We start from the raw sequence: 24,130 nt of genomic DNA on the forward strand, positions 1-24,130 counted from the left end.
TCGACTCAGCGGATGGGCGGCGCGTACATCAAGCCGCCCTTGTTCCAGAGCGCATTGATGCCGCGGTCAATCTTGAGAGGAGAACCGGCACCCACGTTGCGATCGAACGACTCGCCGTAGTTGCCAACCTGTTTGACGATGTTGTAGGCCCACTTGTCATCCAGCCCCAGCACTGTGCCCTTGGGCTCTTCCAGCCCCAGCAGGCGGCGGATGTCCGGGTTGGTGGACTTGAGCATCTCGTCCACGTTGGCGCTGGTCACGCCGGCCTCTTCGGCGTTGAGCATGGCGTAGAGACTCCAGCGCACCACCTTGAACCATTGATCGTCTCCCTGACGCACCGCCGGGCCCAGGGGCTCCTTGGAGATGACTTCAGGCAATACCAGGGCTTCTTCCGGCTTGGTCAGCTTGATCTTGAGGGAGTAGAGCTGGGACTGATCCGAGGTCAGCACGTCACAGCGACCGGCCTCGAACCCTTTCACTGTCTGATCCGAGGTGTCGAACACCACAGGGGTGTATTTCATGCCGCCATTGGCGCGGAAGTAATCCGCAAGGTTGAGCTCGGTTGTGGTACCGGACTGGATGCAGACTGCAGCCCCATCCAGCTCCTTGGCGCTCTTGACCCCGAGGGACTGTTTGACCAGGAAGCCCTGGCCGTCGTAGTAGTTCACCCCGGCAAAGGTCAGGCCGAGCGAGCCATCCCGGGTCAGGGTCCAGGTGGTGTTGCGGGACAGCAGATCCACTTCCCCGGACTGCAGGGCGGTGAAGCGCTCCTTGGCGGTGAGGGAGACATATTTGACCTTGCCGGCATCCCCGAACACGGCGGCGGCGACGGCGCGGCACACGTCAACGTCGAGGCCGGTCCAGGTTCCCTTGGCATCCGGGTTGGAGAAGCCGGGCAGGCCATCGCCGACCCCGCACTGCACGAACCCCTTCTTCTTGACCGCATCCAGGGTGCCATCTGCCCAAACATTGGCTGCCGCCAGCGACAGCACTATCACCATACCTGCCTTGTGTATCTGCTTCATGTCACTCTTCCCTGTGGTTTGATCCGAGTTGGCATCAAAAATCTCGCAAGATGCCATCCTTTTCCCTGCGGTTCGCAGCTTATCCAGCCCTCAAAAAACCTGTCAATCGGTGCAACCGAGCCCAATTCTGGTGCAGCAGCACAAAATGTCTGAGTGGGTGGCTAAACACCTTATGAATAAAAAATAGACCCTTATTTCCAAAATAGCCTGCTGCCGGAACCCTTTCATACCATGAGGATTATTTTTGCAAAAAAATCGGGGCGCACCGGAATAGGGCAGCAAGAACTGCGACCAACTGACTCATTAGGCTCGGTTTTCTGCTGGCTCGCCCCAATGGGGGGAGGACAGGACACAGGGTGGGTAGCAGGGATTGCGAGGAAACCGGAAGGGAGGGATGATCAATATCCCCATCGCCAGGGAGGGTCAGAAAACGATACCGCAGCAGAGGATATGGCCCTCAGGTGAGCAAGACCTAACCATGGTCATTGGGGGCATGAGCCAGCGGCTCAGCCGCCCCGTGGGCCGTCTTCAATCTGGGTGATGACGCCGTTCTCGACGGTCACAAACTGCATGAACTGGTTCTTGCCGAAGTTGTAGGTCCATCGCTCGGCGTATTTCACCGTCATGCGGGCGCCGAAGCCGTTCTCCTCATATCGGGTCAGGTCTTCCTTGAGCATGGGCTGACCGCAGCGGATCAATAGCTCGGCCGTGGTATCCCCCTCGGTCAGCAGCGCGCTCTTGCAGCGCAGGGTGCCGGCGCTCACCGGCAGGGCGGCAATCAACAACAAGGCGCAGACAAGCTTCATTTTGCGCTCCATTTAAACAGCAGGGCCCCCAAGGAGAGGCACACCAAGGCAAACAACGCGACCTGGGCCAAGGCGCCGGCGACTGCTTGCCAGCCCGCCCCCTCCAGCATCACGGCGCGGGCCGCCTCGATGATCTGGCTTAAGGGAAGGCGGGCTCCGATGGCCTGTAGCCAGGGGGGAGAACCTTCCAGGGAAAACCAGACACCGGATAGAAACATCATGGGCAGGCTGATGAGATTGAGCAAGCCGCTCGCCAGCTCCTCGTTCTGGAGTCGAGCCGCGATGAGCAGGCCGAGGGAGGCCATGGCGGTGCCACCGACCAGGGCTATCAGCAGCAGCAGCCAGCCCGACCCCAGCAGGGGCACCTCCAGCAGCCAGTAGGCCACCAGAAACACCAGCAGACTCACCACCAGGGTGATCAGCACTCGCGACAGCAACTGGGCACCGAGAAATTCGGCCGCCGACAAGGGGGTGGCCCTCAGTCGCTTGAGCACCCCGTTCTTGCGGTAGCGGACGATGACGAAGCCGACCCCGAACAGGCCGGAGAACATCAGGTTCATGCCGATCACCCCGGGCAGCAGCCAGTCACCGTAGCGGATGGCCCGCCCTTGCAGCACCTCCTTTTGCAGCGGCAGCCCGATCGCCTGGCGCAGCAAATACTCCGCCATGGCCCCCTGAGGCGCATCCGGATTGACCCAATAGTGGCCATGGGTGGGCGAGAGCAGCAGATCCAGCTGATGGTGGCGCACCTTGAGCAGCCCCTTCTCTGCGTCCTCATAGGGGATCAGCTTCAGCAGTGGAATGACTTGCAGGGGCTGATAGGCGGCAGGCAGCTCTCCCAGCACCCCTATCTGTACCAGGGGCTTGGGGGGGCCGGAGAAGATGAGGGAGAAGCCGATGACCAGCAGCAAGGGGAACACCAGATTCCAGACGAGGGCCGCCCGATCGCGCACGAACTCGAGGTTGCGGGCATGGAGCAGCGCCCCGATGCGCCTCAGGGATCCGCTCATGCGCCGCTCCTCAGGCTATGGCCGGTCAGCAGCAAGAAGAGATCCTCCAGATTGGGGGAGCGCACCTGCATGCCGGTCAGCGGCACCCCCAGCCTCAGCAGATGGGGCAGCAGGAGCGCCACATCGGGGCAGGTCAGCTCCACCTGATCCCCGCGCCGCTGCAACGGGTGTCCCAAGTGCGCCAGGGCCGGATGATCCGCGAGACGCACCAGCACGCCGTCGAAGTGGCGGGCCAGCAGCGCCGCCGGGGTATCCAGGCTGAGCAGATGACCGTGATCCACGATGGCGATGCGATCGCACAGCTGCTGCGCCTCGTCCATGTAGTGGGTGGTGAGCACCACCGTCTTGCCCTGAGCCTTGATGGCCTCGATGCGCTGCCAGAAGTGGTGGCGCGCCTGGGGATCCAGCCCTGTGGTGGGTTCATCGAGAAACAGCAGCTCGGGATCGCCGAGCAGGGCCAGGGCCAGCAGCAGGCGCTGACGCTGACCGCCGGAGAGCTTGCGGCTGTCCCTGTCGATGAACTCCCCGAGGGCGCACAGCTCGATGAGGAGATCCCGCGGCAAGGGGCTGGGATAGAGGTTGGCGAACAGGCGCAGGGTGTCGCGCACCGTCAGAAAATCCTGCAGGGCCGTGTGCTGAAACTGGATGCCGATGCGGGAGCGGTAATCGGGGCCACGGGGGGCGCCGTGAAACAGGATCTGGCCGCTGTCCGGGGTGAGGATCCCCTCCAGCAGCTCTATGGTGGTGGTCTTGCCCGCCCCGTTCGGCCCGAGCAGGCCGAAACAGCTGCCGGCAGGAATGGCAAAGCTGAGCCCGTCCACCGCCTTGACGCCGGGGAAGTGCTTGATGAGGTCGACGACTTCGATGATGGCAGCCATGGGGGATCTCCCTGCAGACGCTCTGACTATATCCAAAACGCCCCGCACTGCCCATGTCCCTCTCTGCGCCGGGGTCAGAAGTGCACAAAAGCAAACGGCGACCCTGAGGTCGCCGTTTGTCGGTGCAGAGTGACCGGATCACAGGATGTCCAGCAGCTCCACTTCGAATACCAGGGCGGAGTACGGCGGGATGGAGCCGGCACCGCGAGCACCGTAGGCCAGATCCTGCGGAATGTAGAGCTTCCACTTGGAGCCAACCGGCATCAGCTGCAGCGCTTCAACCCAACCGGCGATCACGCCAGTCACCGGGAATTCGGCCGGCTCGCCACGAGCAACGGAGCTGTCGAACACGCCACCGTGGGTGAAAGTACCGTGGTAGTGCACACGCACGGACTGGCCGGCAACCGGCACGGCGCCATTGCCTTCGACCATGACTTCGTACTGCAGACCGGAGTCGGTCACTTTCACTTCGGCGCGCTTGGCGTTGTCGGCCAGGAAGGCCTCGCCATCGGCTGCGGCAGCCTTGGCGGCGGCTTCCTGCTCGGCTTGCATGCGGGTGGTGATGACCTGGAAGGCATCGTTGATATCGTCACGGCTGACCGCGAACTCCAGGCCATTCAGGGCATCGGCCAGACCTTGCTGCAGGGCCGGGATATCCAGACCGGCGAAGGCTTGCTGCGCCAGTTGATCACCCATGTTGCGGCCGATGCCGTAGCTGGCCTTCTGTTCGATAGAGTCGTATTGGGACATTGAGATATGGCTCCAGATCTTGGAAATAAAAGAGACGGGATGATATCAGACTTTTTCCCGGGGTGCTGCCGACCGGCCATGGATTTACCCTCCATGGGAGGCACTTCACAGTCGCCCTTCATCCCCTGCCCTTCTCCAGCGAGGGGAAAAGGGAGAGCAACACAGCCGCGCCCCTTTCCCCAGGCGTGGTCCAGCAGGGCCCACAGCGCCACGCCTTTGCTCAGGCTTGGTCCAGCAGAGCCCGCACCGCCGCCACCTTGGCGCCGTCCGTGATATTGACCCTGCCATCGTCCGAGGTACCCATGTTGACCCCGTGGGGCACCATGCCCCCGCGCCAGCCCATGCCGGACATGTGCACCTCGCTCACGCCGGTGAACTCCAGGATGGTGCGTACGTTGCCTTCATTGACGCCGGCCCCCGGCATCAGGCTGGCACGACCGGCCAGGGTCTGCTGCATGGCTTGCAGGGTCTCGAGCCCCGCCAGGGCGGTGGGCGCGTGACCCGAGCTCAGGATCCGCTCACAGCCCGCCGCCACTATGGTCTCGAGATCCGCGCGCCAGTCGGAGCTGAGATCGATGGCGCGATGGAAGGTCACGCCGAGGGGGCCGGCAGCCTCCACCAGCCGCTTGAGCAGGGTTGCGGGCACCCGCCCCGTTTCATCCAGCAGGCCGACCACGACCCCCTGCAAACCGGCGGTGCGGGCGGCGGCGATGTCCTGCAGCATGATGTCGAACTCGGCGGCACTGAAGCAGAAGTCCCCGGCACGGGGGCGGATCATGGCGTAGACGGGGATGGTCGCGTGGCGCGCCACCTGTTGCATGAAGCCGTAGGAAGGCGTCAGGCCACCCAGGCCCAGCGCAGAGCAGAGCTCGATGCGATCCGCGCCGGCCTCTTGGGCGGTAAACAGGGATTCCAGATTGTCGATACAGATTTCAAGACGGGTCATGATGACTCCTTGTTCAGGGAGATCAGACCCTGTGCCTGATCTCATAAATTGAGCAAAGCCGCGCCGCGCACACCACCCGCACCGCCGAAACGGGCCTGGCGGATGGCCGGCAGGGCGACCCCGGGCAACAGGTGGCCGGGCAGGCGCTTGGGCAGCTCTTCATACAGGGCCGGCAGGCCGCTGAGGCCCCCGCCCAGCACCACCACCTCGGGGTCGAGCACAGAGATGGCGGTGGCGAGGCCTGCGGCCAGGATCTCCAGCCAGCAGTCTAGGGTGGTCAGGGCGCTGGCTTCGTGCGCCTCGTAGCGGGCGACTATCTGGTGACCGCTGGCCCGCTCCCCATGGAAGTGGTGATAGAGCCGCTCCAGACCGGTGCCGGAGGCATAGGTTTCGAAACATACCAGGCGGCCACAGCCACAGCGGGGGCGCGGCAAGTCGGGATACTTCATCAATATGGTGGCGGGCAGCGGATAGTGGCCTATCTCCCCTGCCAGCCAGTTGCGGCCCTGGATCAGTTGCCCGGCCAGATAGACGGCGCCACCTATGCCGGTGCCTATGGTCACCCCCAGGGCGCTCTGCGCCTCGGCCGCCGCCCCCTGGTGCACTTCGGACCAGAGGAAGCAGTTGGCATCGTTGTCCACCCTGACGGTGCGCCCCAGCAATGCGGTCAGATCCGCCCCCAGGTGACGGCCATGGATGGCGGGCAGGTTCGCCGCCACTATGCTCTTGTCGTCCCGGTTGAGGATGCCGGGAAAGCCGATCCCGACCGCCCCCACGGCGCCGAAGCGGGCATCCGCCTCCAGCACCCGACTGCGAATGAGTTGCTGCAGCCCCGGATAGTCATCCCCCGGGGTGCTCATGCGCTCCTCGTGGCAGAGGTTCAAGTCGCCGTCATACACCGCAAAGGCGACCTTGGTGCCACCAATATCAAAACCGTAATACATGCCCACACTCCCTTGCCGACTAACCGGAACAGTGATTCCAGAGGGGGAACATTGTATTAATTCGCAGAAAAAATAAAGCAACGGGAGGTCAAAAACGGGAGCCAGCTCAAAGCAAACGGAACATTTGTCGCTGCAGGCAGGGCTGCCCCAGGCTGGTGAGGGTGCGCTCCTGCCCGTCGAACACGAAGCCACGGCGCTGATAGAAGCCCTCGCCTATCCGGTTGCCGTCGAGCAGCCACAATCTGACGCATTCGCAGCCGGCCCGGCGCATCTGCATCGCCACCGCCTGCCACAGCCGCTTGCCATAACCCCGGCGCCAATGGGCGGGATGCAGGTAGAGGGCGCAGATGCGGGCTGTCATCATCGCCTCCTGAACGGGCTGCCAGTAGAGCAGGCCGATGACCACCTCGTTCTGGCAGATCAGCATGGGCAGGGGACCGGGTTCGGCCAGCCGACGCTGCCAGATCTGCAGATGATCGGTGACCGCCAGCTGGGCCAGCACATCCTCCCCCAGCATCTCGCCATAGGCCGCCAGCCAGCTGGCCCGCTGCATCACCGTCATGGCGGCGGCATCGGCGGGCCGGGCGAGTCGCAGGCTTATGCCTTGCACTGGGGAACCAGGCCGGAGGCTTTCGCCTGCTGATACAGGGGCTGCACCTCGGCCTGCTGGGCCTGCAGCTCGGCGATGCGGCTCTCGTCACTCGGGTGAGTGGAGAGCAGCTGGGGCGGCGCCTTGCCACCGGAGGCGGCACTCATGTTTTGCCACAGGGGGATGGCCTGCGCCGGATCGAAGCCGGCGCGAGCCATCAGCGCCAGACCCAGCCTGTCCGCCTCGCTCTCCTGCTCGCGGCCATAAGGCAGGGTGATACCCACCTGGACCCCGAGTCCGAGGGCCGCCATGGTGGCACCGCCCCCCTGACTGCTGCCGATGGCCGCGTCGGCCACCGCCAACCCGATGCCGGTCAGCTGATCCCGGGAGAGACGCTCGTTGGAGTGCTGGGCCAGCACGTGGGTCAGCTCGTGGCCGATGACGGTGGCGAGCTGATCCTGATTCTTGGCCACCTTCAGCAGTCCGCTGTAGACCCCGATCTTGCCGCCGGGCAGGGCGAAGGCGTTCACCTCCTTGGAGTCGAACACCACTACTTCCCAGCTGGTGATGCCATAGCTGGCGGGCACCTGGGCGGTGACCGCCTTGGCCACGCAGGAGACATAGGCATTCATCCTGGCATCCGTGCTCACCTTCTCCTGCTTCTTCATCTGCTCGAAGGAGTCGGCTCCCAGCTGATTCATCTGCTGGGGGGAGAAGAGCAGCATCTGGCTGCGACCGGTCGGCGACTGGGCACAACCGGCCAACAGGGCGCCGCACAGGGCCACCAGGCCAAACGGGTACAGGGGAGAAGCACGCATGAAGGGATCCTTGAACCATGAAGTTGTCCCTATTCTCGGAAATGCCGCCTCAGGGTGCAAGTCTGGCCGCCATCCGTTGCGACCAAAAATATCCCCAGGCCCCAAAATAAAAACGAGCCCACCTGGGGCTCGTTTATCTGCAAGGTCGAAGAGGGGGATTACATGATACCCAGCTTCTTCAGGTCGGCCTGGACCACCTTGGCGGGAACCGGCACATAACCGTCCTTCGCCACTATGGTCTGACCCGCCTTGGAGAGCATCATCTTCACGAACTCTTGCTCCATCGGGGCAAGGGGCTTGTTCGGGTGCTTGTTCACGTACACGTACAGGAAGCGTGACAGCGGGTACTTGCCGGTGATGGCGTTGTCCGAGGTGGCTTCGATGAAGGTCTTGCCATCCTTGGAGAGCGGCACGGCACGCACGCCGGAGGTGACGTAGCCGATGCCGGAGTAGCCGATGCCGTTCAGGGAGGAGGAGACGGACTGCACCACGGAGGCAGAGCCCGGCTGCTCATTCACGCCACTCTTGAAGTCGCCGTTACACAGGGCGTGCTCCTTGAAGTAGCCGTAGGTGCCGGAGACGGAGTTGCGACCGAACAGTTGCAGATCCTTGGAGGACCAGCTGCCATCCAGACCCAGGTCGGCCCACTTGGTGGCGGCCTTGGCTTCACCGCACTTGAGGGTGCTGGAGAAGATGGCATCGATCTGCGGCATGGTCAGCCCCTTGATGGGGTTGTCCTTGTTGACGAACACGGCCAGGGCATCGACGGCGACCCGGATGGCGGTCGGCTTGTAGCCGTAACGCTTCTCGAAGGCCTCCTCTTCACCGGCCTTCATGGCGCGGCTCATGGGGCCAAACTGGGCGACACCCTCGGTCAGGGCGGTCGGGGCCGTGGAGGAGCCGGCAGCCTGGATCTGCACGTTGACGTTGGGGTACATGCGCTTAAATTCTTCGGCCCACAGGGTCATCATGTTGGCCAGGGTGTCCGAGCCGACAGAGGACAGGTTGCCCGAGATGCCGCTGGTCGGGGCGTAATCCGGCAGATCCTTATCCACACCGGCAGCCAGGGCGCTGACAGAAAACAGGGTTGCTGCGGTGAATCCGATTACACCAGCCAGTTTGTTGAGTTTCATCCAATCTCTCCAAAATTACAGAAGGCTATTGCCAATACTTGGCGCCGATTAACACTGTCTTGCCGTGGTCAATCCGACTGCATCAGTCAGATTGTTGAGTTTAAATCCGTCCCCTCCTCTTCAAGGTTGCAGAAGGTCCGCTCTTAAGACGGCGCCAGTATCTGGGCTGGCAATGACAAATTTATGGATTTAATGTGACACTTTGATGACATGAAAAGGATTTTATTGCATGAAAAAAGGGCCCTGAACAGGGCCCTTCCGTAAGCGCTAACCCATTGCCAGACAAGCTTATTTCACCACCACCATGCGAGCGGGGATGAGGAAGCTGAAGCGGCTGCCCTTGCCAACCCGGCTCTCTATCTCGAGCTGGGCATCGTGATGGCTCAGGGCGTGCTTGACGATGGCGAGGCCGAGCCCGGAGCCGCCGGTGTGACGGGAGCGCGCCTTGTCGACCCGATAGAAGCGCTCGGTCAGCCGCGTCAGGTGCTCGGGGGCTATGCCCTCCCCCTCGTCCTCGACCACGAACAGCGCCATGGCCCCCTGCTTGCGCCACTCCACGCTGATCCTGCGCCCCGCCGGGGTGTAGTGGATGGCGTTGTAGACCAGATTGGAGACGGCGCTGCGCAGTTGATCCCGATCGCCGCGCAGGAACAGATCCGGCTGCACCTTGAAGGTGATCTGGTGGGCACTCTCCCCCGAGAGCGCCCTCGCCTCCTGCTCCAACAGCCCCAGCATGGCGGGCATGTCCACCAAATGGGAGAGATCCACGCTCGGCGCCGCCTCGATGCGGGACAGGGTGAGCAGCTGATTGACCAGGTTGTCCATGCGGATAGTCTGCTCCATCATCACCCTGTGAGCCTTGGCCCACATGGCGGGGGGCGGCGGCTCCTCGGTCATCTCCAGATAGCCCTTGAGCACGGTGAGCGGGGTGCGCAGCTCGTGGGAGACGTTGGAGACGAAGTGCTTGCGGGTCTTCTCCAGGCTGCGCAGCCGGGTCACGTCCCGCACCACCAGCATGGCCTGATCCTCGGCGTAGGGCATGATCCGGAATTCGAGAAACTTCTCCTCGTTGATGGGGGAGTGCATCTCGAAGGGTTCGTCATACTGCCCCTTGCCGAGGTAGGCGACGAAGGCGGGATGGCGGATGAGGTTGCCGATGTGCTGACCCGCATCCTCTGGCCAGCGAAAGCCGAGCAACTGCTCCGCCAGCCGGTTGCACCAGAGGATGCTGCCGTCGGTGCGAAACACCACGGCCGCATCGGGCAGCGCCTCGGCCCCCTCCCGGAAGCGGCGGATGAGACCCGCCAGCTCCCGGCGCCGGGCCCGGTGACGCTGCTGCAACTTGTAGATGCCGTTGAAGATGTACTCCCAGCTGCCGCTGCCATGGGGCGGCACCAGGCTGCGATCGTGCCACAGCCAGTCCGACAGCCGCTTCTGGAAGCGGTAGTGCCACCCCAGATGCAGCACTGTGGCCACCAGCAGGCAGAGTGCGAGATGATCGATTAACCAACCTACCAAGACGAAGGGGGCGTAGAAGAACGCCATTCGCCACAACTGTCGCCGCCAGGCGTAAGGTTGCAACATTAAGATCTCCTAGAGACAGCAAAGAGCAAGGGGCCACGCCAGCAGGCGCAGTGTTGCAACCTCTTCCCCTCCCCAAGACAGCCGGGCGAATGAGATTGCAACATCGGGTCCCTAGAGACGGGTAGAGAAGCGGTATCCGGCTCCGCGTACCGTCTGGATCAGTCTGTCGTGTCCCGTCTCTTCGATGGCCTTGCGCAGGCGGCGGATGTGCACGTCCACCGTCCTGTCCTCCACATACACATTGGTCCCCCAGACGTTGTTGAGCAACTGCTCGCGGCTGTAGACCCGCTCCGGGTGCGTCATGAAGAAGTGCAGCAGCTTGAATTCGGTCGGCCCCATGTCCAGCGCCTTCTCCTCGGCGCTGACCCGGTGGGAGACCGGATCCAGTTTGAGGCCCTGCACCTCGATCACCTCGTCCACCGAGGTGGGGGAGACCCGGCGCATCACCGCATGCAGGCGGGCGGTCAGCTCCTTGGGGGAGAACGGCTTGGTGATGTAGTCGTCGGCGCCCGCCTCCAGGCCACGCACCTTGTCCTCCTCCTCACCGCGGGCGGTCAGCATCACCACCGGGATCTGGCGAGTCACCTCATCCTGCTTGAGCTGCTTGATGAACTGGATACCGCTGCCACCTGGCATCATCCAGTCCAGCACGATGAGTTCGGGGTAGGGTTCGCGCACCTTCGCCAGTCCATCGGCATAATCTTCCGCCTCAACGGTCTCATATCCTTTCTGCTCGAGCACGAAGCAGAGCATTTCGCGGATTGGTGCCTCGTCCTCGACCACCAGAATTCGCTTAGCCATATCCCTTCTCTCTCCTCTGTGAAGATGGGTGCGCCAATTATTAGAACTTTCTGTGACACTTTTATGACTTTATGACAGGCGGGATGATAAACGTTTTCAGATTCAGGTGGCAGCGGTCCGTTGCAGCAGGTCCCAGCGATTGCCGCTGATGTCCTCGAACACCACCACGGTGCCATAAGGCTCGATGCGGGGCTCTTCACAGAAATGGACGCCATGGGCCTGCATGCGGTGATAGTCGCCCCAGAAGTCGTCGGTCTCGAGGAACAGGAAGACACGGCCACCGCCCTGCCGGCCGATGGCGGCCTCTTGCTCGGAGTTGGCGGCGCGGGCCAGCAGCAGGGCCGAGCCGGGGGCGCCCTTGGGGGCGACACGCACCCAGCGCTTGCCCGGTTTGCCCGGCTCGTCCAGTTGGCTGTCCTCCAGCAGGGCAAAACCCAGCCCCTGGGTGAAGAAGGCGATGGCCTGGTCGTAATCGGCCACCAGCAGGGTCAGGGCACCGAGGTGTTGTGGCATGTGGATCTCCTCATCAGATGGGTGCAGGCACCCGAGGCGCGCAGCATAGCGGTTTTCCCCCCCGCAGTACCAGCGGCCATCGGCCTCGGCTCACTCCACCTCGACCCGGTTGCGGCCCCGCTTCTTGGCCTGGTAGAGCGCCTCGTCGGCCCGCTTCAGCGTCCGCTCAAGGGGATCGCCCCGCCGCTCCGCCACCCCGAAGGAGGCGGTGATCCTGAGCCCAAGGGGCCAGGCCGGATAGGCCTCCAGCGCCCCCCGGATCCGCTCGGCCAGCGCCTCGGCCCTCCCCTGCTCGTAGTGCAGGCAGACCAGCACGAACTCCTCCCCGCCCCAGCGTACCAGCCGGCACAGGCTGTCACAGTGGCGCAGCACCTCGCTCACCATGTGCTTGAGCACCTCGTCCCCCATGGGGTGGCCGTGGGTGTCGTTGACCCCTTTGAAGTGATCGATGTCGATGTAGATCAGTGAGAGGGGCATCTCGCCGAGCTCGCCGAGCAGCTTCTCGCCGCCGAGGCGGTTGAGGGCCCCGGTCAGGGGGTCGTAGCGGGCCTCCTCCTCGGTGCGCCGGTTCTGCTCGCTGAGGCTCTGGCTGAGCGCCTCCGCCGCCAGCTTGGCCGCCCTGGCCTTGCGCAGCTTGTCCCCGATGAGCAGGTGCTCTATCAGGAACAGCAGGACCCCGTAAGCCAGCCAGCTCATCAGCAGATAACGGTAGAAGTCCCCCGGCTTGCCCCAGCGGCCATAGAACTCCATGCGTTCCAGGGTCAGCCGGTAGGCCCCCGGCTGCATCTTGTCGTCGGAGGCGAGCTCGATGGCGTAGACATGCCGCAGATCCGGCCCCTGCTGGGAGAGCGGGATGCTGTACCGCTGCACCCACCAGGAGCTGGGGGCGAACACGTCCATCCGCACGTCCTGCGGCATGCCTAGATCGTCGGCACTGAAGAGTACCTCGTTGAATTTGTGGGAGGATTCGTCCCCCGGCGTCGAATAGACGGGGTCGTAGTTGCGCAGATAGAGGCGCCAGGCCTGGATGCCCTGCCCCTCGACGTTCAGCTGGACCCGTATGCCCTCGAAGCGGGAGAGATCTATCCCGGCGCCGGGCTCGGTCAGGGTCAGGATCAGCTCGCAGAAGGGGTAGTCGTAGCCCCCGCGCAGCCGGCAATCCAGGGTGGGTTTGGGGGTATCGGCGATCAGGGTCGTCACCGAGCGTCCGCCGTGGACACGATCGTCCTGCGTACTGATGGACATCTTGGCATCGGTCAGGATGTTCAACCTCTGCTCAGGCCCGAACTCAAACAGCAGGATCGCCACCAGGCTGATGGCCAGCAAGCACCAGAACAGCAGATTGGTCGCGCGAGGATAGGAAGGGATCATCGGCATCACACCTAAACGGGAACCTTGAGGCTACACCTTGGGATCCGGCCGTCACCGGCACCCAGGGTTATTACACGCGCCCGAAACAGGCGCAGGATGACACTGCTACTGCCGAACTGGTCGCATGCTTGCCATATGCACTCCATGTCATGGAAAAATAAAGCAAAATTGCTATCTTGGCGACCAGTCTACACAAGCCTCACCCTGACTGACAACGCCCTCATCCCCCCTCTTTCAACAACCGGTAGAGGGTGGTGCGACTGATCCCGAGACGGCGCGCCGCCTCGCTCAGATTGCCCCCGCAGGCCGCCAGGGTCTGCTGCGCCTGTCGCCGGCTCTGGCTGCGCAGACTGGTCTTCGGCGCCATGACCCCGGCGCCCGGCGCCGCCTCGGGCAGATGCAGGTGGGCCGGGGTGATCACGCCCTGCCCCTCCGCCAGCACGCAGGCCACCTCCAGCACCTGCTTGAGCTGACGCACGTTGCCAGGCAACGGGTGGGCCAGCAATAGCCGAAGCGCCGCATCATCCAGGCGCAGGGAGGCATCCATCTCGCCGATCAGCCGCCCCATCAGGGCGCAGCGCTCGGCATGGGGGCGCTCGCGCAGCGGCGCCACCCATTGGCGCCAGCCACTGATGCGGTAATAGAGATCCTCCCGAAAGTCCCCGGCCTGCACCATGGCCGCCAGATCCCGGTGGCTCGCGCTCACCAGCCAGAAATCCACCGCTTCCGGCCTGTGGCTGCCAAGGGGGGTGACGGTTCGCTCCTGCAACACTCGCAGCAGCCGGGTCTGGGCGGGCAGGGGCAGCTCGCCTATCTCGTCCAGCATCAGCAGGCCGCCATGGGCCGCCCGCAGGTAACCCTGACGGCCCTGGCTGCGGGCACCGCTGAAGGCGCCACCCACGTAGCCGAACAGCTCGGCCTCCACCAGATCCGCCGGCAGGGCGCCGCAGTTGACGCACACCAGGGGCTTGTCCTTGCGGCTCGACTGGCGATGGAGCGCGCGCACCAGATGCTCCTTGCCGCTGCCGGTCTCCCCCTCGACGAGCAGGGGGATGCCCCGCTCCAGCATCTTGAGGGGCACGGCGTCGACAGGGGGGATGGCGACATCGAGGGGTTCGACCGGCGCCTCCAGCCGCAGCCCGCGCCCCTCCCGCAGCAACTGCCAGCCATCGAAGGGGTGCTGGCCGAGCCAGAGCCGCCCCGCCCGGTTGGCACCGAGCAACTCCCCCGACTCCCCCAGCAGCAGGCGGGCCGACCAGAGGCTCTGGGGCTCGAGATCCACCAGCCAGCCCCCCTTGCGCACCAGCAGGGCATTCTCCAGGGTCATGGCCAGCAGTCGCACCGTCCCCAGCATGTCGCCGTCGTGGTGGGCCGCATCGGTGGAGATGTCGAGCACCCCGAGCAGGGAACCGTCCGGCCCGAGCAGGGGGCAGGCGCTGCAACTGAGGCCGCTGTGCTGGGCGAAGAAGTGCTGGGCCCCCAGCACCTGCACCTCGCTCCGCTCGGCCAGGGCGGTGCCGATGGCGTTGGTGCCCTTGCTCGCCTCCCCCCAGCAGGCGCCGCTGCGCAGGAAGATGCGCTCGGCGTGGCGAGCGAACCCCTCATCCCCGCTGGCGGCCAGTATGGCCCCCTCGCCGTCGCACAGCAGCAACCGACAGGGACGTCCCGCCAGCAGCTGGGCAAACAGGGGCAGCACGAAGCGCTGGAAACAGGCGATGAGCTCACGGCTCGCCTCCAGCCGGGCCGACAGCTCCCCCTGGGGCAGGAGATCCAGCTCGGCGCTCTGCTGGCGGCTGAGCCCCTGGTGCAGGCAACGCTGCCAGGAGCGTTGAATGGGGCTGGACATGGGGGATTCGCGCATCTGGCCTCCTGTTCACAAACGATACGGTGGCGAGGTCAACTGTCCAGAAACGGCACAGTTCCCCGGCAAGTTCGAGTTTTCCGGTTAATCAAGATACGCCGCTGCGCCCTGTTTGATAACGTTTTTGTAACTTTTCACCTCTGGTCAGACCCAGTGGCACGGCCCTTGCGATAGCCAGCAGGCAACCGGCTCCCCGTTGGACCGGCCAGGACCACACAAGGATAATGCGATGATCTACACAGCTCCCGGCCAGGCAGGCGCCCTGGTCAACTTCAAGTCCCGTTACGACAACTTCATCGGTGGCGACTGGGTGGCCCCCCGCGCCGGGCGCTACTTCGAGAATGTCTCCCCCGTGGATGGCCGGGTGTTCTGCGAGGTGGCCCGCTCCGATGCCGCCGACATCGAACTCGCCCTGGATGCAGCCCACAAGGCGTTCCCCGCCTGGAGCAAGACCAGCGTCACCGAGCGCAGCAACCTGCTGCTGCGCATCGCCGATCGCATCGAGCAGAACATAGAGCGCCTCGCCGTCGCCGAGACCTGGGAGAACGGCAAGGCGGTGCGCGAGACCCTGGCCGCCGATCTCCCCCTGGTGGTGGATCACTTCCGCTACTTCGCCGGCTGCATCCGCGCCCAGGAGGGCTCCGCCGCCGAGCTGGATCAGAATACCGTCAGCTACCACTTCAAGGAGCCCATCGGCGTGGTCGGCCAGATCATCCCCTGGAACTTCCCCCTGCTGATGGCGGCCTGGAAGCTGGCCCCCGTGCTGGCGGCGGGCTGTTGCAGCGTGCTCAAACCCGCCGAGCAGACCCCGGTCACCATCATGATGCTGATGGATCTCATCCAGGATCTGCTGCCCCCCGGCGTGGTCAACGTGGTCAACGGTTATGGCAACGAGGCCGGGCAGGCTCTGGCCACCAGCGACCGGATCCAGAAGCTCGCCTTCACCGGTTCGACCGAAATTGGCGCCCATATACTGCGCTGCGCCGCCGAGAAGTTGATCCCCTCCACCGTGGAGCTCGGCGGCAAGTCCCCCAACATCTACTTCGCCGACGTGATGCAGCACGAGAGCCAGTACATCGACAAGGCGGTGGAGGGCATGCTGATGACCTTCTTCAACCAGGGGGAGGTGTGCACCTGCCCCTCCCGCGCCCTGGTGCAAGAAAGTATTTATGATGACTTTATGGACCGCGTGCTGGCCCGTGCCCGCACCATAGTGCAGGGCAACCCCCTCGACACCTCGACCCAGGTGGGGGCCCAGGTCTCCCGCGAGCAGTACGACAAGATCCTGAGCTACATGGAGATAGGCCGCGGCGAGGGGGCGAAAATGCTGATCGGCGGCAACGCCGCCCGGGTGAGCGGGCTGGAGGGGGGTTTCTACATCCAGCCCACCATCTTCCACGGCCAGAACAGGATGCGGGTGTTCCAGGAGGAGATCTTCGGCCCGGCCCTCGGGGTCACCACCTTCAAGGACGAGGCGGAGGCCCTGGCCATCGCGAACGACACCCAGTACGGACTGGGAGCGGGTCTGTGGACCCGGGACAACAACCTGGCCTGGCGCATGGGCCGCGGCATCCAGGCAGGCCGGGTCTGGATCAACTGCTATCACGCCTACCCCGCTCACGCGGCCTTCGGCGGTTACAAGAAGTCCGGCATTGGCCGCGAGACCCACAAGATGATGCTGGATCACTACCAGAACACCAAGAACCTGCTGATAAGCCACGATATCAACCCCCTCGGCTTCTTCTGATGGGGGTCTGATAGAACAAGGGCGCCTGTTGGCGCCCTTTTTGATCTCAGCCACTCCTGGCCGCTCTATGCCCTAACGTTCCATACCCAGTTGCTGGCGATAGCGCTGGGGGGAGCAGCCCAGCTCCCGGTTGAACATGGCGATGAAGGCGGAGGTGGAGCCGTAACCGAGGCGCCAGCCTATCTCCTGGATGGAGAGCTCCCCCTTGAGCCAGGCCAGGGCCTTCAACAGCCGCAGCCGCCCCCGCCACTGGCCGAAGTTCATGCCAAGCTCCCGCACGCAGCGCCGGGCCAGGGTGCGCTCTGTGCTGTGCAACTGCTCGGCCCACTGGGCCAGGGTACGCGCGTCGGCCGGGTCGCTGCGCAGGGCCGCCAGCATGGGGGCCAGCAGCTTGTCCTGGCTCATGGGCAGATAGCTCTCCTGGCAGCGGGTGTGGGCCAGCTTCTCGATGAGCAGCTCGGCCTGACGCCTGTCCCAGTCGTTCTCCATGTGGCCCAGTTTGCGCTCGCAAAAATCCGCCAGCAGGGCGCGGATGAGCGGCGTCATCTCCAGCAGCCTGGGTTCGGCGGGCAGGCGGGCGGCCAGGGGCTGGTTCACATAGATGGAGGTGTAGGCCAGCGCCTGCTGGTTGTAGGAGGCGTGCTCCAGATCGGCGGGCACCCAGATGAGGTAGTCCGCCGGCGCCACCAGCCGCTGGTCGTCCAGCACTATCTCCATTACGCCGAGGCTTATCATGCTGAGCTGGCCCCAGGGATGGCTGTGGGAGGCGCAGGCGCTGTCGGCCTGGATCTGCTGATAACGCAGGTAGAGGGGATTGGGTTCGGCCAGAGCCGCATCCTGACGCTGATAAGGAGGCAGGGTCATGGGTTGTCCTTTCTGCGGGATAGATTGTCAGTTTTACGTTACTTGAGGATAGAAAGACAAGGGTAGACTGGGCACCTGATAACAAGGAGCCTTCCATGCGACTCTTCTCCCCCCTCCTCTTCCCCCTGATGGCGGTGCTGATCTGGGCCACCAATACCGTGGTCTCCAAGGCCGCCGCCGGGGTGGTCGATCCCGCCGCCATCTCGTTCTACCGTTGGGTGCTGGCCGCCCTGGCCCTGTCGCCGTTCTGCCTGCCCCAGCTCTGGCGCCGCCGCGCCGAGTTCCGCCCCTGGCTCGGCAAGCTGCTGGTGCTCTCCCTGCTCGGCATGGTGCTCTATCAGTGCTTGGCCTATTACGCCGCCCACAGCACCTCGGCCACCAACATGGGGGTCATCGGCTCATTGCTGCCGCTGCTGACCCTGCTGATCGGCGCCTGCTTCTTCGGGCAGAAGCCCGGCAAACAGGCGGTCGCCGGCATGAGCGTCTCCCTGTTCGGGGTGTTCTGGCTGCTGAGCCAGGGCCAGCCCCTGGCGCTGCTCCACAACGGCATCAACCCGGGGGATGGCATGATGCTGCTGGGGGCCGCCAGCTATGCGCTCTATGGCCTGCTGATCCGCCGCTGGCAGTTGCCGTTCGGCCCCTGGCTCAACCTCTATGTGCAGATCCTGCTGGCGGTGCTGCTTCTCATCCCGGTCGCCCTGTCCGCCGACTCCCTGGTGGTGCCGCGGGAGGGCTGGAGCATGGTGCTGTTTGCCGGCATCGCCTCCTCCCTGCTGGCGGCCTACTGCTGGATGCGCGGCCTGGCCTGCCTCGGGGCCGAGCGCACCTCGGTGTTCATGAACCTGATCCCGCTGTTCACCGCCATGATCGCCGTCACCAGCCTGGGGGAACCCATTCACGGCTACCACCTGCTCGGTGGCGGCCTCATCCTCGGCGGAGTCATGTGCTCCCAGATCAAGGCGCGCAGACGCACTCCCCTGTTGGAAGAAGCCTAGGCAGTGATATCCGCCACCGGGATAATTCAAGGCAGTGCAAGATGCCAAAACAACAAGGGAGCCTAGGCCCCCTTGTTGTTTCTTTACTTCCAAAGCGGCTAGCTCACCCGGCGCCAGTGATAACGCCGCTCCGGCCGGCCGCGCTGGCTGTAATAGCTGAGATCCACGTCCAGCTTGTCTCCCAACTCCCGTGTTTTCTCTATGCTCCTAACCGGCACGGCGCCAGTGATAGCGGCGCTCCGGCCGGCCGCGCTGACCGTAGTTGAGATCCACGTCCAGCTTGTCTTCGGACTCCAGAAACTCCAGATAGCGGCGCGCCGTGGTGCGGCTGAGGGACAGGCGCAGGGCCACCGCATCGGTGGAGAAGGAGGTATCCGGCTCCCCCGCCAGCAGCTCCAGCACCTGGCGCAGGGTGATGGCGTCTATGCCCTTGGGAGTGTCGCGCATCTCCCTCGGCGGGACCCGCTTGCCCATCAGCCGGTCCAGATCGCTCTGCTCCAGCAGGCCGCGCTCGCACAGGCGGCGATGCAGGGTGAGGATCTCGTCCAGGCTCTGCTGGATGCGGAACAGCCGCAGCGGCTTGATGATGTAGTCCTGTACCCCCAGGTTCAGGGCCTGCTGTATGGTCTCCACGTCGCAGGAGGCGGTGACCATGACCACGAAGACCTCCCGGTTGTGGTTGCGCAACCGGTTGACCCACTCCAGCCCGGAGCCATCGGGCAGGGAGATGTCGACGATCAGCAGTTGAGGCTCGGTGGCCCGCAGCATGAGATCGGCCTGGGCCAGGCTCTCGGCCCGCCCCAGCAAGGAGTAACCCGCGGTCGATCCGACCAGCTCGCCAAGGATGGCGCCGATCCGCTCGTCGTCCTCGATAATAAGCGTGAAGATTGGCTTCATGACTCACACCAATTGGTTTTTATTCAAATAGATACCAAACAATGTGGTCTGTTCGGCGGTGCGTCGCCATTCTATCACACCCCCACGACGAGCCACGGTCTTCTTGACCAGAAAGAGACCTACGCCATGATCTCCGGTCTGCCGGCTCACCCCGTAGTCGAACAGGTGATCCGCCAGCGCCTCGTCCACCCCCTCACCGCTGTCCTCCACCTCGATCACCAGCCGCCGGCCGAAGTCATCGAGGGAGAGGAGCACCCTGGGTTCCCGCTGCTGGCGATTGGCCCAGGCGGCGCGAATGCCGTTGTCCAGCAGGTTGCCGATGCAGGTGATGAGATCCGCCGACACCTCCGCCGGGTACTCCCCGAGGGCCGAGCCGGAGTCCAGCACCAGTTCGACCCCCAGCTCCCGCGCCCGGCTGAACTTGCCGAGGATGAGACCGGCCACCGGCTTGTTCTCCACCGCCCGCAGCAGATCCTGCAGCATGTTCTGGCACGCCTCGTTCTCCTGCTGGATGAGCTCCACCGCCTGCTCCACGTGGCCGAGCTGCAGCAGGCCTGACAGGCTGCTGAGCTTGTTGGCGAACTCGTGGGTCTGGATCCGCAGCATCTCGGCGTACTGGCGCAAATGGGTCACCTGTACCCCCAGACTGCCGGTGCCGTCAGGCCTGCTGAAGATGAGCATGCGCCCTGGCTCCCGGCCATTGAGCTCCTGCCAGTGGCCGACGAAGTCCTCCCCCTGCACGGTGAACTGCACGCTCCCCTGCTGGCTCAGGGCCGGCAGCATGGTCGGTGCCAGCTCGGCGAGGGACTGCCCCAGCAGGGCGTGACGACCGGTGCCCGGCAGCCGCAGCTGATAAAACGCGGCGCTGTTGAGCATCTTGATCCTGAACTGACCATCCAGGGCCACTATGCCCTCGGAGATCCCCTCCAGCACCAGATCCTGCTGGGCAAAGCGGTTGACTATGGTCTCAGGCTCCAGATCCAGCAGGGTGCGCCTTAGCAGGTGTTGCAGCCAGAACGCCAACAGCAGGCCGCAACCCAGCACGGCACCGATGGCGCTGATGAGCAGGGCGATGCGCTCCAGATAGATGCTCTCCACCGTCTGCATCAGGTAACCCACCGCCACGGCGCCGAGGGCGCGCCCATCGGAGCCGACCACGGGGGAGAAGCAGCGGATGGCCGGCCCCAGGGTGCCCACATCCTTGGAGCAGTAGCTCTGCAGCTCCCGGATGGCCGGCCAGATATCCTCCCCGCGGAAGATCTGGCCGATGAGTTCGGGGGAAGGGTGGCTCAGGCGCCTGGCGTGCTCGTCCGTCACCACCATGTAGGCGGCATCGGTGCGCAGCCGCACCCCTTCCACATAGTCCCGCAGGCCGGGATCCCGCCCCAGTTGCAGGGCCTGCACCACCCGGGTGTCCGCCGCCAGCACCCGCGCCAGATCCCCCCCCTTCTCCTCCAGGGTATTCTCCAGCAGGTGGCGGATGAAGAGGGCGAGCAGCCCTCCCAGGATCAGGATCAGCAGCAACGACAGGCCGAGGGAGAGGGCGACGAATTGGTGGCGCAGTTTCATCTAGTTACCTTGAAGCTCAGGAGGCGGACCAATAGTGCGGGCGCCACCAGGTCTGGTCAATCAAAGGCGCGGGATCGCCCTCGAAATCTGCCAGCCCCTCCTCGCGGGCACAGAGCGCCACGGCCTTCGCCACGGCGCGAGCCACCTCCCCCACCTGCTCGATGGGAGGCAGCAAGCGGCCTGGAGTGAGTGGATAGGCTCCTACCGCCCGCACCGCCGCCTGCAGCATGCCGTCGCTGATCCGCCGCGCCTTGACGGCGCAGGCGCCGAGGCCGATGCCGGGGAACACGTAGACGTTGTTGCACTGGGAGACGATCCTCGCCTCCCCTTGCACCACCACAGGCGGGAAGGGGCTGCCGGTGGCGAGCAGGGCGCGCCCACCGGTGGCCTGCCACACTTGCTCCGGCGTCGCCTCGGCGCTGCGAGTCGGGTTGGAGAGCGGCAGGATCACCGGCCGCTCGCACACCTCCCCCATGGCCGCCAGCATCTCGTCGGTGAACAGGCCCCCCTGGCCGCTCACCCCGATGAGCACCCCGGGCCTGAGCTGGCGGATCAACTCGGGCAGGGAGCCACAGGCCTCTGCCGGCGCGCGGGCGAAGGGCTGCTGGGTGAGGGTCAGGCCGGCGCGATCCCGGCACACCAGGCCGTGCTGATCGTACAGCCAGATCCGCTCCGGACTGCCCGCGAGCTGGGCCAGCATGGCGGCGATGCCGCAGCCCGCCGAGCCAGCGCCGACGATCAGCACAGGGGTCTCGGCAAGCAGGCTGCCCGCCTGCTGCAGCCCCGCCAGCACGCAGGCCGAGGCCACCGCCGCCGTGCCCTGGATGTCGTCGTTGAACATGCAGAGCTCATCCCGGTAGCGGGCCAGCAGGTTCGCGGCGTGCTTGCCGGCGAAGTCCTCGAATTGCAGCACCACCTCGGGCCAGCGCTTGCGAATGGCGGCCACCACCTTGTCCATGAAGTTGTAGTAGGCCTCCCCGTCCACTCGGGGGGCCTGCCAGCCGAGGTAGGAGTCATCCTCCAGCAGCTCAGGGTTGTTGGTGCCCACGTCCACGCACAGGGGCAGGGTGCGCGCCGGGTTGATGCCACCGGCTGCGCTATAGAGCGCCAACTTGCCGATGCAGATCCCCATGCCGCCGATGCCGAGATCCCCGAGCCCCAGCACCCGCTCCCCATCGGAGATGACGATGACGTCCACCTCCTGCTCCACCGCCGCGAAGATGTCGTCCAGCTCGTCCCTGTCGTGCCAGGAGAGGTAGAGGCCGTGACTGCGCAGGTAGAGATCGCTGTGACGCTGGCACGCCTCCCCCACCACAGGGGTATAGATGATGGGCAAGAGCTCCGGCAGGTGGTGGCGCACGAGATCGTAGAAGAGTACGGGGTTGTCCTCCTGCAACTGGCGCAGCAGCAGATGCTGATCGAAGGGGCTCTGCATGGCGCTGACCAATCGGTAGATGCGGCGACGCTGCTGGGAGAGGGACTCCTCCTTGTGGGGCATGCGCCCCATCAGGCCCTGACGCTTGCGCTCCGCATAGGGCAAGCTGGTGCCCATCATGATGTCATTCATGTCTTGTTCCTTATGCCAGCAGGGAGATGATGAGGGTGGCCAGGATCAACATGAAGGCGCCCCCGAGACGGGAAGAGATCTGGGCGAAGGGCATCAGCTTCATGCGCTGGGCCGCCGACAGCACGGCCACGTCGCCGGTGCCCCCCATGTTGGCCATGCACAGGCCGCCGGTGAGGGCCGCCTCGATGGGATAGAAGCCGATCATCCGCCCGACGATGGCCGCCCCCAGGGCGCCTCCCACTACTGTGGTCAGCACCATGATGAAGTAGTTGACGGAGAAGGCGCCGATGAGCTCCGGGATGCTGGTGTAGGCGACGCCGATGCCCACCAGCAGGGAGGGGGTGAGGTTGCTCACCACGAACTGGTACCAGTCCGCGGCCGCCTGCTCATAGCGGCGCGGCAGCAGGCCGCTCACCTTGATGATGGCCACCGCCAGTATCATCAGGGCGAAGGGGTGCATGGGGATGAAGTTGCCGAGCAAGGAGCCCAGCACAAACATGCTGGAGCTGATGAAGAGGCCGAGCCCCAGGCTCTCCAGGGTCGGGGCCTGGACCTTCTCCTCCGCCACGCTCTCAGCACCTTCTTTGATCATCAGCTTGCCGTTGCCGGTGAGGGTGGGATAGCGGCGACCGATGCGCGCCAGCAGGGAGCCCACCAGTATGGCCAGGGTGTTGGCGATCACCACGGCGGGGACCATGCGCGACAGCAGATCCGCGCTCGACATCTGCAGGGGGCCGGAGAGGATCTCCACCAGGGGCACGGCGCCGGCGCCCATGCCACCGCCCATGATGGGCAGTCCGATGAGCAGCACGGCGTTCTTGAAGCCGTAGCCCAACAGGGTGCCCACCAGGCCGACGCTGACCAGCGCCAGCACCACCCCACCCAGGATCACCGGCAGGTAGCGCATGGCGGCATTCTTGAGCAAGGTGCCGCTCATGCCGAACACAGAGCCGGTCACCAGGCTCGCGATGAAGAAGTTCAGGAAGCCCCCCTCCTTCATGAAGTTCGTGATGACCTGGCCCGCCGCCGCCGGCATGACCCCGTATTCGAACAGGGCGGCGCCGCCGAAGATGGCGAGTATGGTGCCGCCCCCCAGGTATTCACGGATGGGGGGAATGCGTTCGCCGAGCTCGGTCAGCAGGGTGCCGAGCACGAACATCAGGGCCAGGGCGCCGACCATGCCGAGCGGCAATGAGCCGTTCCAGCCCGAGAACAGGACGCAGGTGGCGAGCCCGAGGAAGATCATCATGGGCATGCCGGCAATCTGCTGATCGCTCCAGGCCGCCTTCGCTTGCAGTTGAGGAGTAGAGAGGTTTTTCATTGTTATGCTCCAGCATTGTGGTGTGGCGCCACTCTAATGATCCCTCCCTCCCCTGTCGGTTAGCGGGCTTACAAAGCCATATAAAAACATTGAAACCTTAAGCACCATTGGGTGCCGATACCCCCTCATCGCAGCCATCCC

At 64.5% G+C, this 24,130-nt stretch carries 22 protein-coding genes; 2 read left to right on the plus strand and 20 right to left on the minus strand.

Annotated features, from left to right (window positions below):
* Positions 1–5: 5 nt before the first annotated feature.
* From ACRCYW_RS11095 to ACRCYW_RS11165, 15 genes are all read right to left on the minus strand, one after another.
* Positions 6–1,025, minus strand: a complete 1,020-nt coding sequence (locus tag ACRCYW_RS11095) for an amino acid ABC transporter substrate-binding protein (RefSeq protein WP_438550154.1) — start codon at positions 1,023–1,025, stop codon at positions 6–8.
* Between the two features lie 506 nt (positions 1,026–1,531).
* Positions 1,532–1,843 carry a DUF2845 domain-containing protein gene (locus tag ACRCYW_RS11100; RefSeq protein WP_438550155.1) on the minus strand — a complete coding sequence of 104 codons (312 nt, stop codon included), beginning with the start codon at positions 1,841–1,843 and terminating at the stop codon, positions 1,532–1,534.
* On the minus strand, positions 1,828–2,841 hold the full coding sequence (locus ACRCYW_RS11105) for an ABC transporter permease (protein WP_438550156.1): 1,014 nt from the start codon (positions 2,839–2,841) through the stop codon (positions 1,828–1,830). The genes ACRCYW_RS11100 and ACRCYW_RS11105 overlap by 16 nt, the downstream gene beginning before the upstream one ends.
* Complete coding sequence (locus ACRCYW_RS11110; protein ID WP_438550157.1) at positions 2,838–3,719, minus strand: ABC transporter ATP-binding protein; 882 nt, start codon at positions 3,717–3,719, stop codon at positions 2,838–2,840. Before ACRCYW_RS11110 ends, ACRCYW_RS11105 begins: the two co-directional genes overlap by 4 nt.
* A gap of 138 nt (positions 3,720–3,857) precedes the next feature.
* Positions 3,858–4,469 (minus strand): FKBP-type peptidyl-prolyl cis-trans isomerase, encoded by a 612-nt coding sequence (locus ACRCYW_RS11115; protein ID WP_438550158.1) that lies wholly within the window; start codon positions 4,467–4,469, stop codon positions 3,858–3,860.
* A gap of 220 nt (positions 4,470–4,689) precedes the next feature.
* Complete coding sequence (locus ACRCYW_RS11120; protein WP_438550159.1) at positions 4,690–5,415, minus strand: copper homeostasis protein CutC; 726 nt, start codon at positions 5,413–5,415, stop codon at positions 4,690–4,692.
* A gap of 41 nt (positions 5,416–5,456) precedes the next feature.
* Positions 5,457–6,359: an ROK family protein gene (locus tag ACRCYW_RS11125; RefSeq protein ID WP_438550160.1), complete on the minus strand. Its 903-nt coding sequence runs from the start codon at positions 6,357–6,359 to the stop codon at positions 5,457–5,459.
* Positions 6,360–6,465: 106 nt separating this feature from the next.
* Positions 6,466–6,969, minus strand: a complete 504-nt coding sequence (locus tag ACRCYW_RS11130) for a GNAT family N-acetyltransferase (protein WP_438550161.1) — start codon at positions 6,967–6,969, stop codon at positions 6,466–6,468.
* Complete coding sequence (locus ACRCYW_RS11135; protein ID WP_438550162.1) at positions 6,957–7,766, minus strand: M48 family metallopeptidase; 810 nt, start codon at positions 7,764–7,766, stop codon at positions 6,957–6,959. Before ACRCYW_RS11135 ends, ACRCYW_RS11130 begins: the two co-directional genes overlap by 13 nt.
* A gap of 158 nt (positions 7,767–7,924) precedes the next feature.
* Complete coding sequence (locus ACRCYW_RS11140; protein WP_438550163.1) at positions 7,925–8,899, minus strand: PstS family phosphate ABC transporter substrate-binding protein; 975 nt, start codon at positions 8,897–8,899, stop codon at positions 7,925–7,927.
* Between the two features lie 288 nt (positions 8,900–9,187).
* Complete coding sequence (phoR, locus tag ACRCYW_RS11145; protein WP_438550164.1) at positions 9,188–10,483, minus strand: phosphate regulon sensor histidine kinase PhoR; 1,296 nt, start codon at positions 10,481–10,483, stop codon at positions 9,188–9,190.
* 111 nt (positions 10,484–10,594) lie between these two features.
* Positions 10,595–11,284 (minus strand): phosphate regulon transcriptional regulator PhoB, encoded by a 690-nt coding sequence (gene phoB, locus ACRCYW_RS11150; RefSeq protein ID WP_041206225.1) that lies wholly within the window; start codon positions 11,282–11,284, stop codon positions 10,595–10,597.
* 102 nt (positions 11,285–11,386) lie between these two features.
* The gene (locus ACRCYW_RS11155; protein WP_438550165.1) at positions 11,387–11,797 is read right to left on the minus strand and encodes a VOC family protein; all 411 of its coding nucleotides are present in this window, start codon (positions 11,795–11,797) and stop codon (positions 11,387–11,389) included.
* Between the two features lie 90 nt (positions 11,798–11,887).
* On the minus strand, positions 11,888–13,168 hold the full coding sequence (locus ACRCYW_RS11160; RefSeq protein ID WP_438550166.1) for a GGDEF domain-containing protein: 1,281 nt from the start codon (positions 13,166–13,168) through the stop codon (positions 11,888–11,890).
* Between the two features lie 220 nt (positions 13,169–13,388).
* Positions 13,389–15,029, minus strand: coding sequence for a sigma-54-dependent Fis family transcriptional regulator (locus ACRCYW_RS11165; RefSeq protein WP_438550167.1), 1,641 nt, complete (start codon positions 15,027–15,029; stop codon positions 13,389–13,391).
* 229 nt (positions 15,030–15,258) lie between these two features.
* Here ACRCYW_RS11165 and exaC point away from each other — a divergent pair, with 229 nt between their 5' ends.
* Entirely contained in the window at positions 15,259–16,776 is a 1,518-nt protein-coding gene (gene exaC / locus ACRCYW_RS11170) for an acetaldehyde dehydrogenase ExaC (protein WP_438550168.1), read from the plus strand.
* A gap of 72 nt (positions 16,777–16,848) precedes the next feature.
* Here exaC and ACRCYW_RS11175 read toward each other — a convergent pair whose 3' ends face one another.
* Positions 16,849–17,640, minus strand: a complete 792-nt coding sequence (locus tag ACRCYW_RS11175) for an AraC family transcriptional regulator (RefSeq protein ID WP_438550169.1) — start codon at positions 17,638–17,640, stop codon at positions 16,849–16,851.
* A gap of 95 nt (positions 17,641–17,735) precedes the next feature.
* Here ACRCYW_RS11175 and ACRCYW_RS11180 point away from each other — a divergent pair, with 95 nt between their 5' ends.
* Entirely contained in the window at positions 17,736–18,635 is a 900-nt protein-coding gene (locus tag ACRCYW_RS11180; protein WP_438550170.1) for a DMT family transporter, read from the plus strand.
* A 207-nt stretch (positions 18,636–18,842) separates the two neighbouring features.
* Here ACRCYW_RS11180 and ACRCYW_RS11185 read toward each other — a convergent pair whose 3' ends face one another.
* From ACRCYW_RS11185 to ACRCYW_RS11200, 4 genes are read right to left on the minus strand one after another with little or no spacing between them, the layout of a single operon-like run.
* Entirely contained in the window at positions 18,843–19,532 is a 690-nt protein-coding gene (locus tag ACRCYW_RS11185; protein ID WP_438550171.1) for a response regulator, read from the minus strand.
* 3 nt (positions 19,533–19,535) lie between these two features.
* Complete coding sequence (locus ACRCYW_RS11190) at positions 19,536–21,101, minus strand: ATP-binding protein (protein WP_438550172.1); 1,566 nt, start codon at positions 21,099–21,101, stop codon at positions 19,536–19,538.
* Positions 21,102–21,117: 16 nt separating this feature from the next.
* On the minus strand, positions 21,118–22,668 hold the full coding sequence (locus tag ACRCYW_RS11195) for an NAD-dependent malic enzyme (protein WP_438550173.1): 1,551 nt from the start codon (positions 22,666–22,668) through the stop codon (positions 21,118–21,120).
* 10 nt (positions 22,669–22,678) lie between these two features.
* On the minus strand, positions 22,679–23,989 hold the full coding sequence (locus tag ACRCYW_RS11200; protein WP_438550174.1) for a 2-hydroxycarboxylate transporter family protein: 1,311 nt from the start codon (positions 23,987–23,989) through the stop codon (positions 22,679–22,681).
* Between the last annotated feature and the right edge of the window lie 141 nt (positions 23,990–24,130).

Source organism: Aeromonas sp., from assembly GCF_051657805.1.
Classification (GTDB): domain Bacteria; phylum Pseudomonadota; class Gammaproteobacteria; order Enterobacterales; family Aeromonadaceae; genus Aeromonas.

What these genes read in the sequence shown, in the direction of transcription:
- ACRCYW_RS11095 (WP_438550154.1), bottom strand. Translation starts at nt 1,025, where the DNA reads ATGAAGCAGATACACAAGGCAGGTATGGTGATAGTGCTGTCGCTGGCG.
- ACRCYW_RS11100 (WP_438550155.1), bottom strand. Translation starts at nt 1,843, where the DNA reads ATGGAGCGCAAAATGAAGCTTGTCTGCGCCTTGTTGTTGATTGCCGCC.
- ACRCYW_RS11105 (WP_438550156.1), bottom strand. Translation starts at nt 2,841, where the DNA reads ATGAGCGGATCCCTGAGGCGCATCGGGGCGCTGCTCCATGCCCGCAAC.
- ACRCYW_RS11110 (WP_438550157.1), bottom strand. Translation starts at nt 3,719, where the DNA reads ATGGCTGCCATCATCGAAGTCGTCGACCTCATCAAGCACTTCCCCGGC.
- ACRCYW_RS11115 (WP_438550158.1), bottom strand. Translation starts at nt 4,469, where the DNA reads ATGTCCCAATACGACTCTATCGAACAGAAGGCCAGCTACGGCATCGGC.
- ACRCYW_RS11120 (WP_438550159.1), bottom strand. Translation starts at nt 5,415, where the DNA reads ATGACCCGTCTTGAAATCTGTATCGACAATCTGGAATCCCTGTTTACC.
- ACRCYW_RS11125 (WP_438550160.1), bottom strand. Translation starts at nt 6,359, where the DNA reads ATGTATTACGGTTTTGATATTGGTGGCACCAAGGTCGCCTTTGCGGTG.
- ACRCYW_RS11135 (WP_438550162.1), bottom strand. Translation starts at nt 7,766, where the DNA reads ATGCGTGCTTCTCCCCTGTACCCGTTTGGCCTGGTGGCCCTGTGCGGC.
- ACRCYW_RS11140 (WP_438550163.1), bottom strand. Translation starts at nt 8,899, where the DNA reads ATGAAACTCAACAAACTGGCTGGTGTAATCGGATTCACCGCAGCAACC.
- phoR (WP_438550164.1), bottom strand. Translation starts at nt 10,483, where the DNA reads ATGTTGCAACCTTACGCCTGGCGGCGACAGTTGTGGCGAATGGCGTTC.
- phoB (WP_041206225.1), bottom strand. Translation starts at nt 11,284, where the DNA reads ATGGCTAAGCGAATTCTGGTGGTCGAGGACGAGGCACCAATCCGCGAA.
- ACRCYW_RS11155 (WP_438550165.1), bottom strand. Translation starts at nt 11,797, where the DNA reads ATGCCACAACACCTCGGTGCCCTGACCCTGCTGGTGGCCGATTACGAC.
- ACRCYW_RS11160 (WP_438550166.1), bottom strand. Translation starts at nt 13,168, where the DNA reads ATGATCCCTTCCTATCCTCGCGCGACCAATCTGCTGTTCTGGTGCTTG.
- ACRCYW_RS11165 (WP_438550167.1), bottom strand. Translation starts at nt 15,029, where the DNA reads ATGCGCGAATCCCCCATGTCCAGCCCCATTCAACGCTCCTGGCAGCGT.
- exaC (WP_438550168.1), top strand. Translation starts at nt 15,259, where the DNA reads ATGATCTACACAGCTCCCGGCCAGGCAGGCGCCCTGGTCAACTTCAAG.
- ACRCYW_RS11175 (WP_438550169.1), bottom strand. Translation starts at nt 17,640, where the DNA reads ATGACCCTGCCTCCTTATCAGCGTCAGGATGCGGCTCTGGCCGAACCC.
- ACRCYW_RS11180 (WP_438550170.1), top strand. Translation starts at nt 17,736, where the DNA reads ATGCGACTCTTCTCCCCCCTCCTCTTCCCCCTGATGGCGGTGCTGATC.
- ACRCYW_RS11185 (WP_438550171.1), bottom strand. Translation starts at nt 19,532, where the DNA reads ATGAAGCCAATCTTCACGCTTATTATCGAGGACGACGAGCGGATCGGC.
- ACRCYW_RS11190 (WP_438550172.1), bottom strand. Translation starts at nt 21,101, where the DNA reads ATGAAACTGCGCCACCAATTCGTCGCCCTCTCCCTCGGCCTGTCGTTG.
- ACRCYW_RS11195 (WP_438550173.1), bottom strand. Translation starts at nt 22,668, where the DNA reads ATGAATGACATCATGATGGGCACCAGCTTGCCCTATGCGGAGCGCAAG.
- ACRCYW_RS11200 (WP_438550174.1), bottom strand. Translation starts at nt 23,989, where the DNA reads ATGAAAAACCTCTCTACTCCTCAACTGCAAGCGAAGGCGGCCTGGAGC.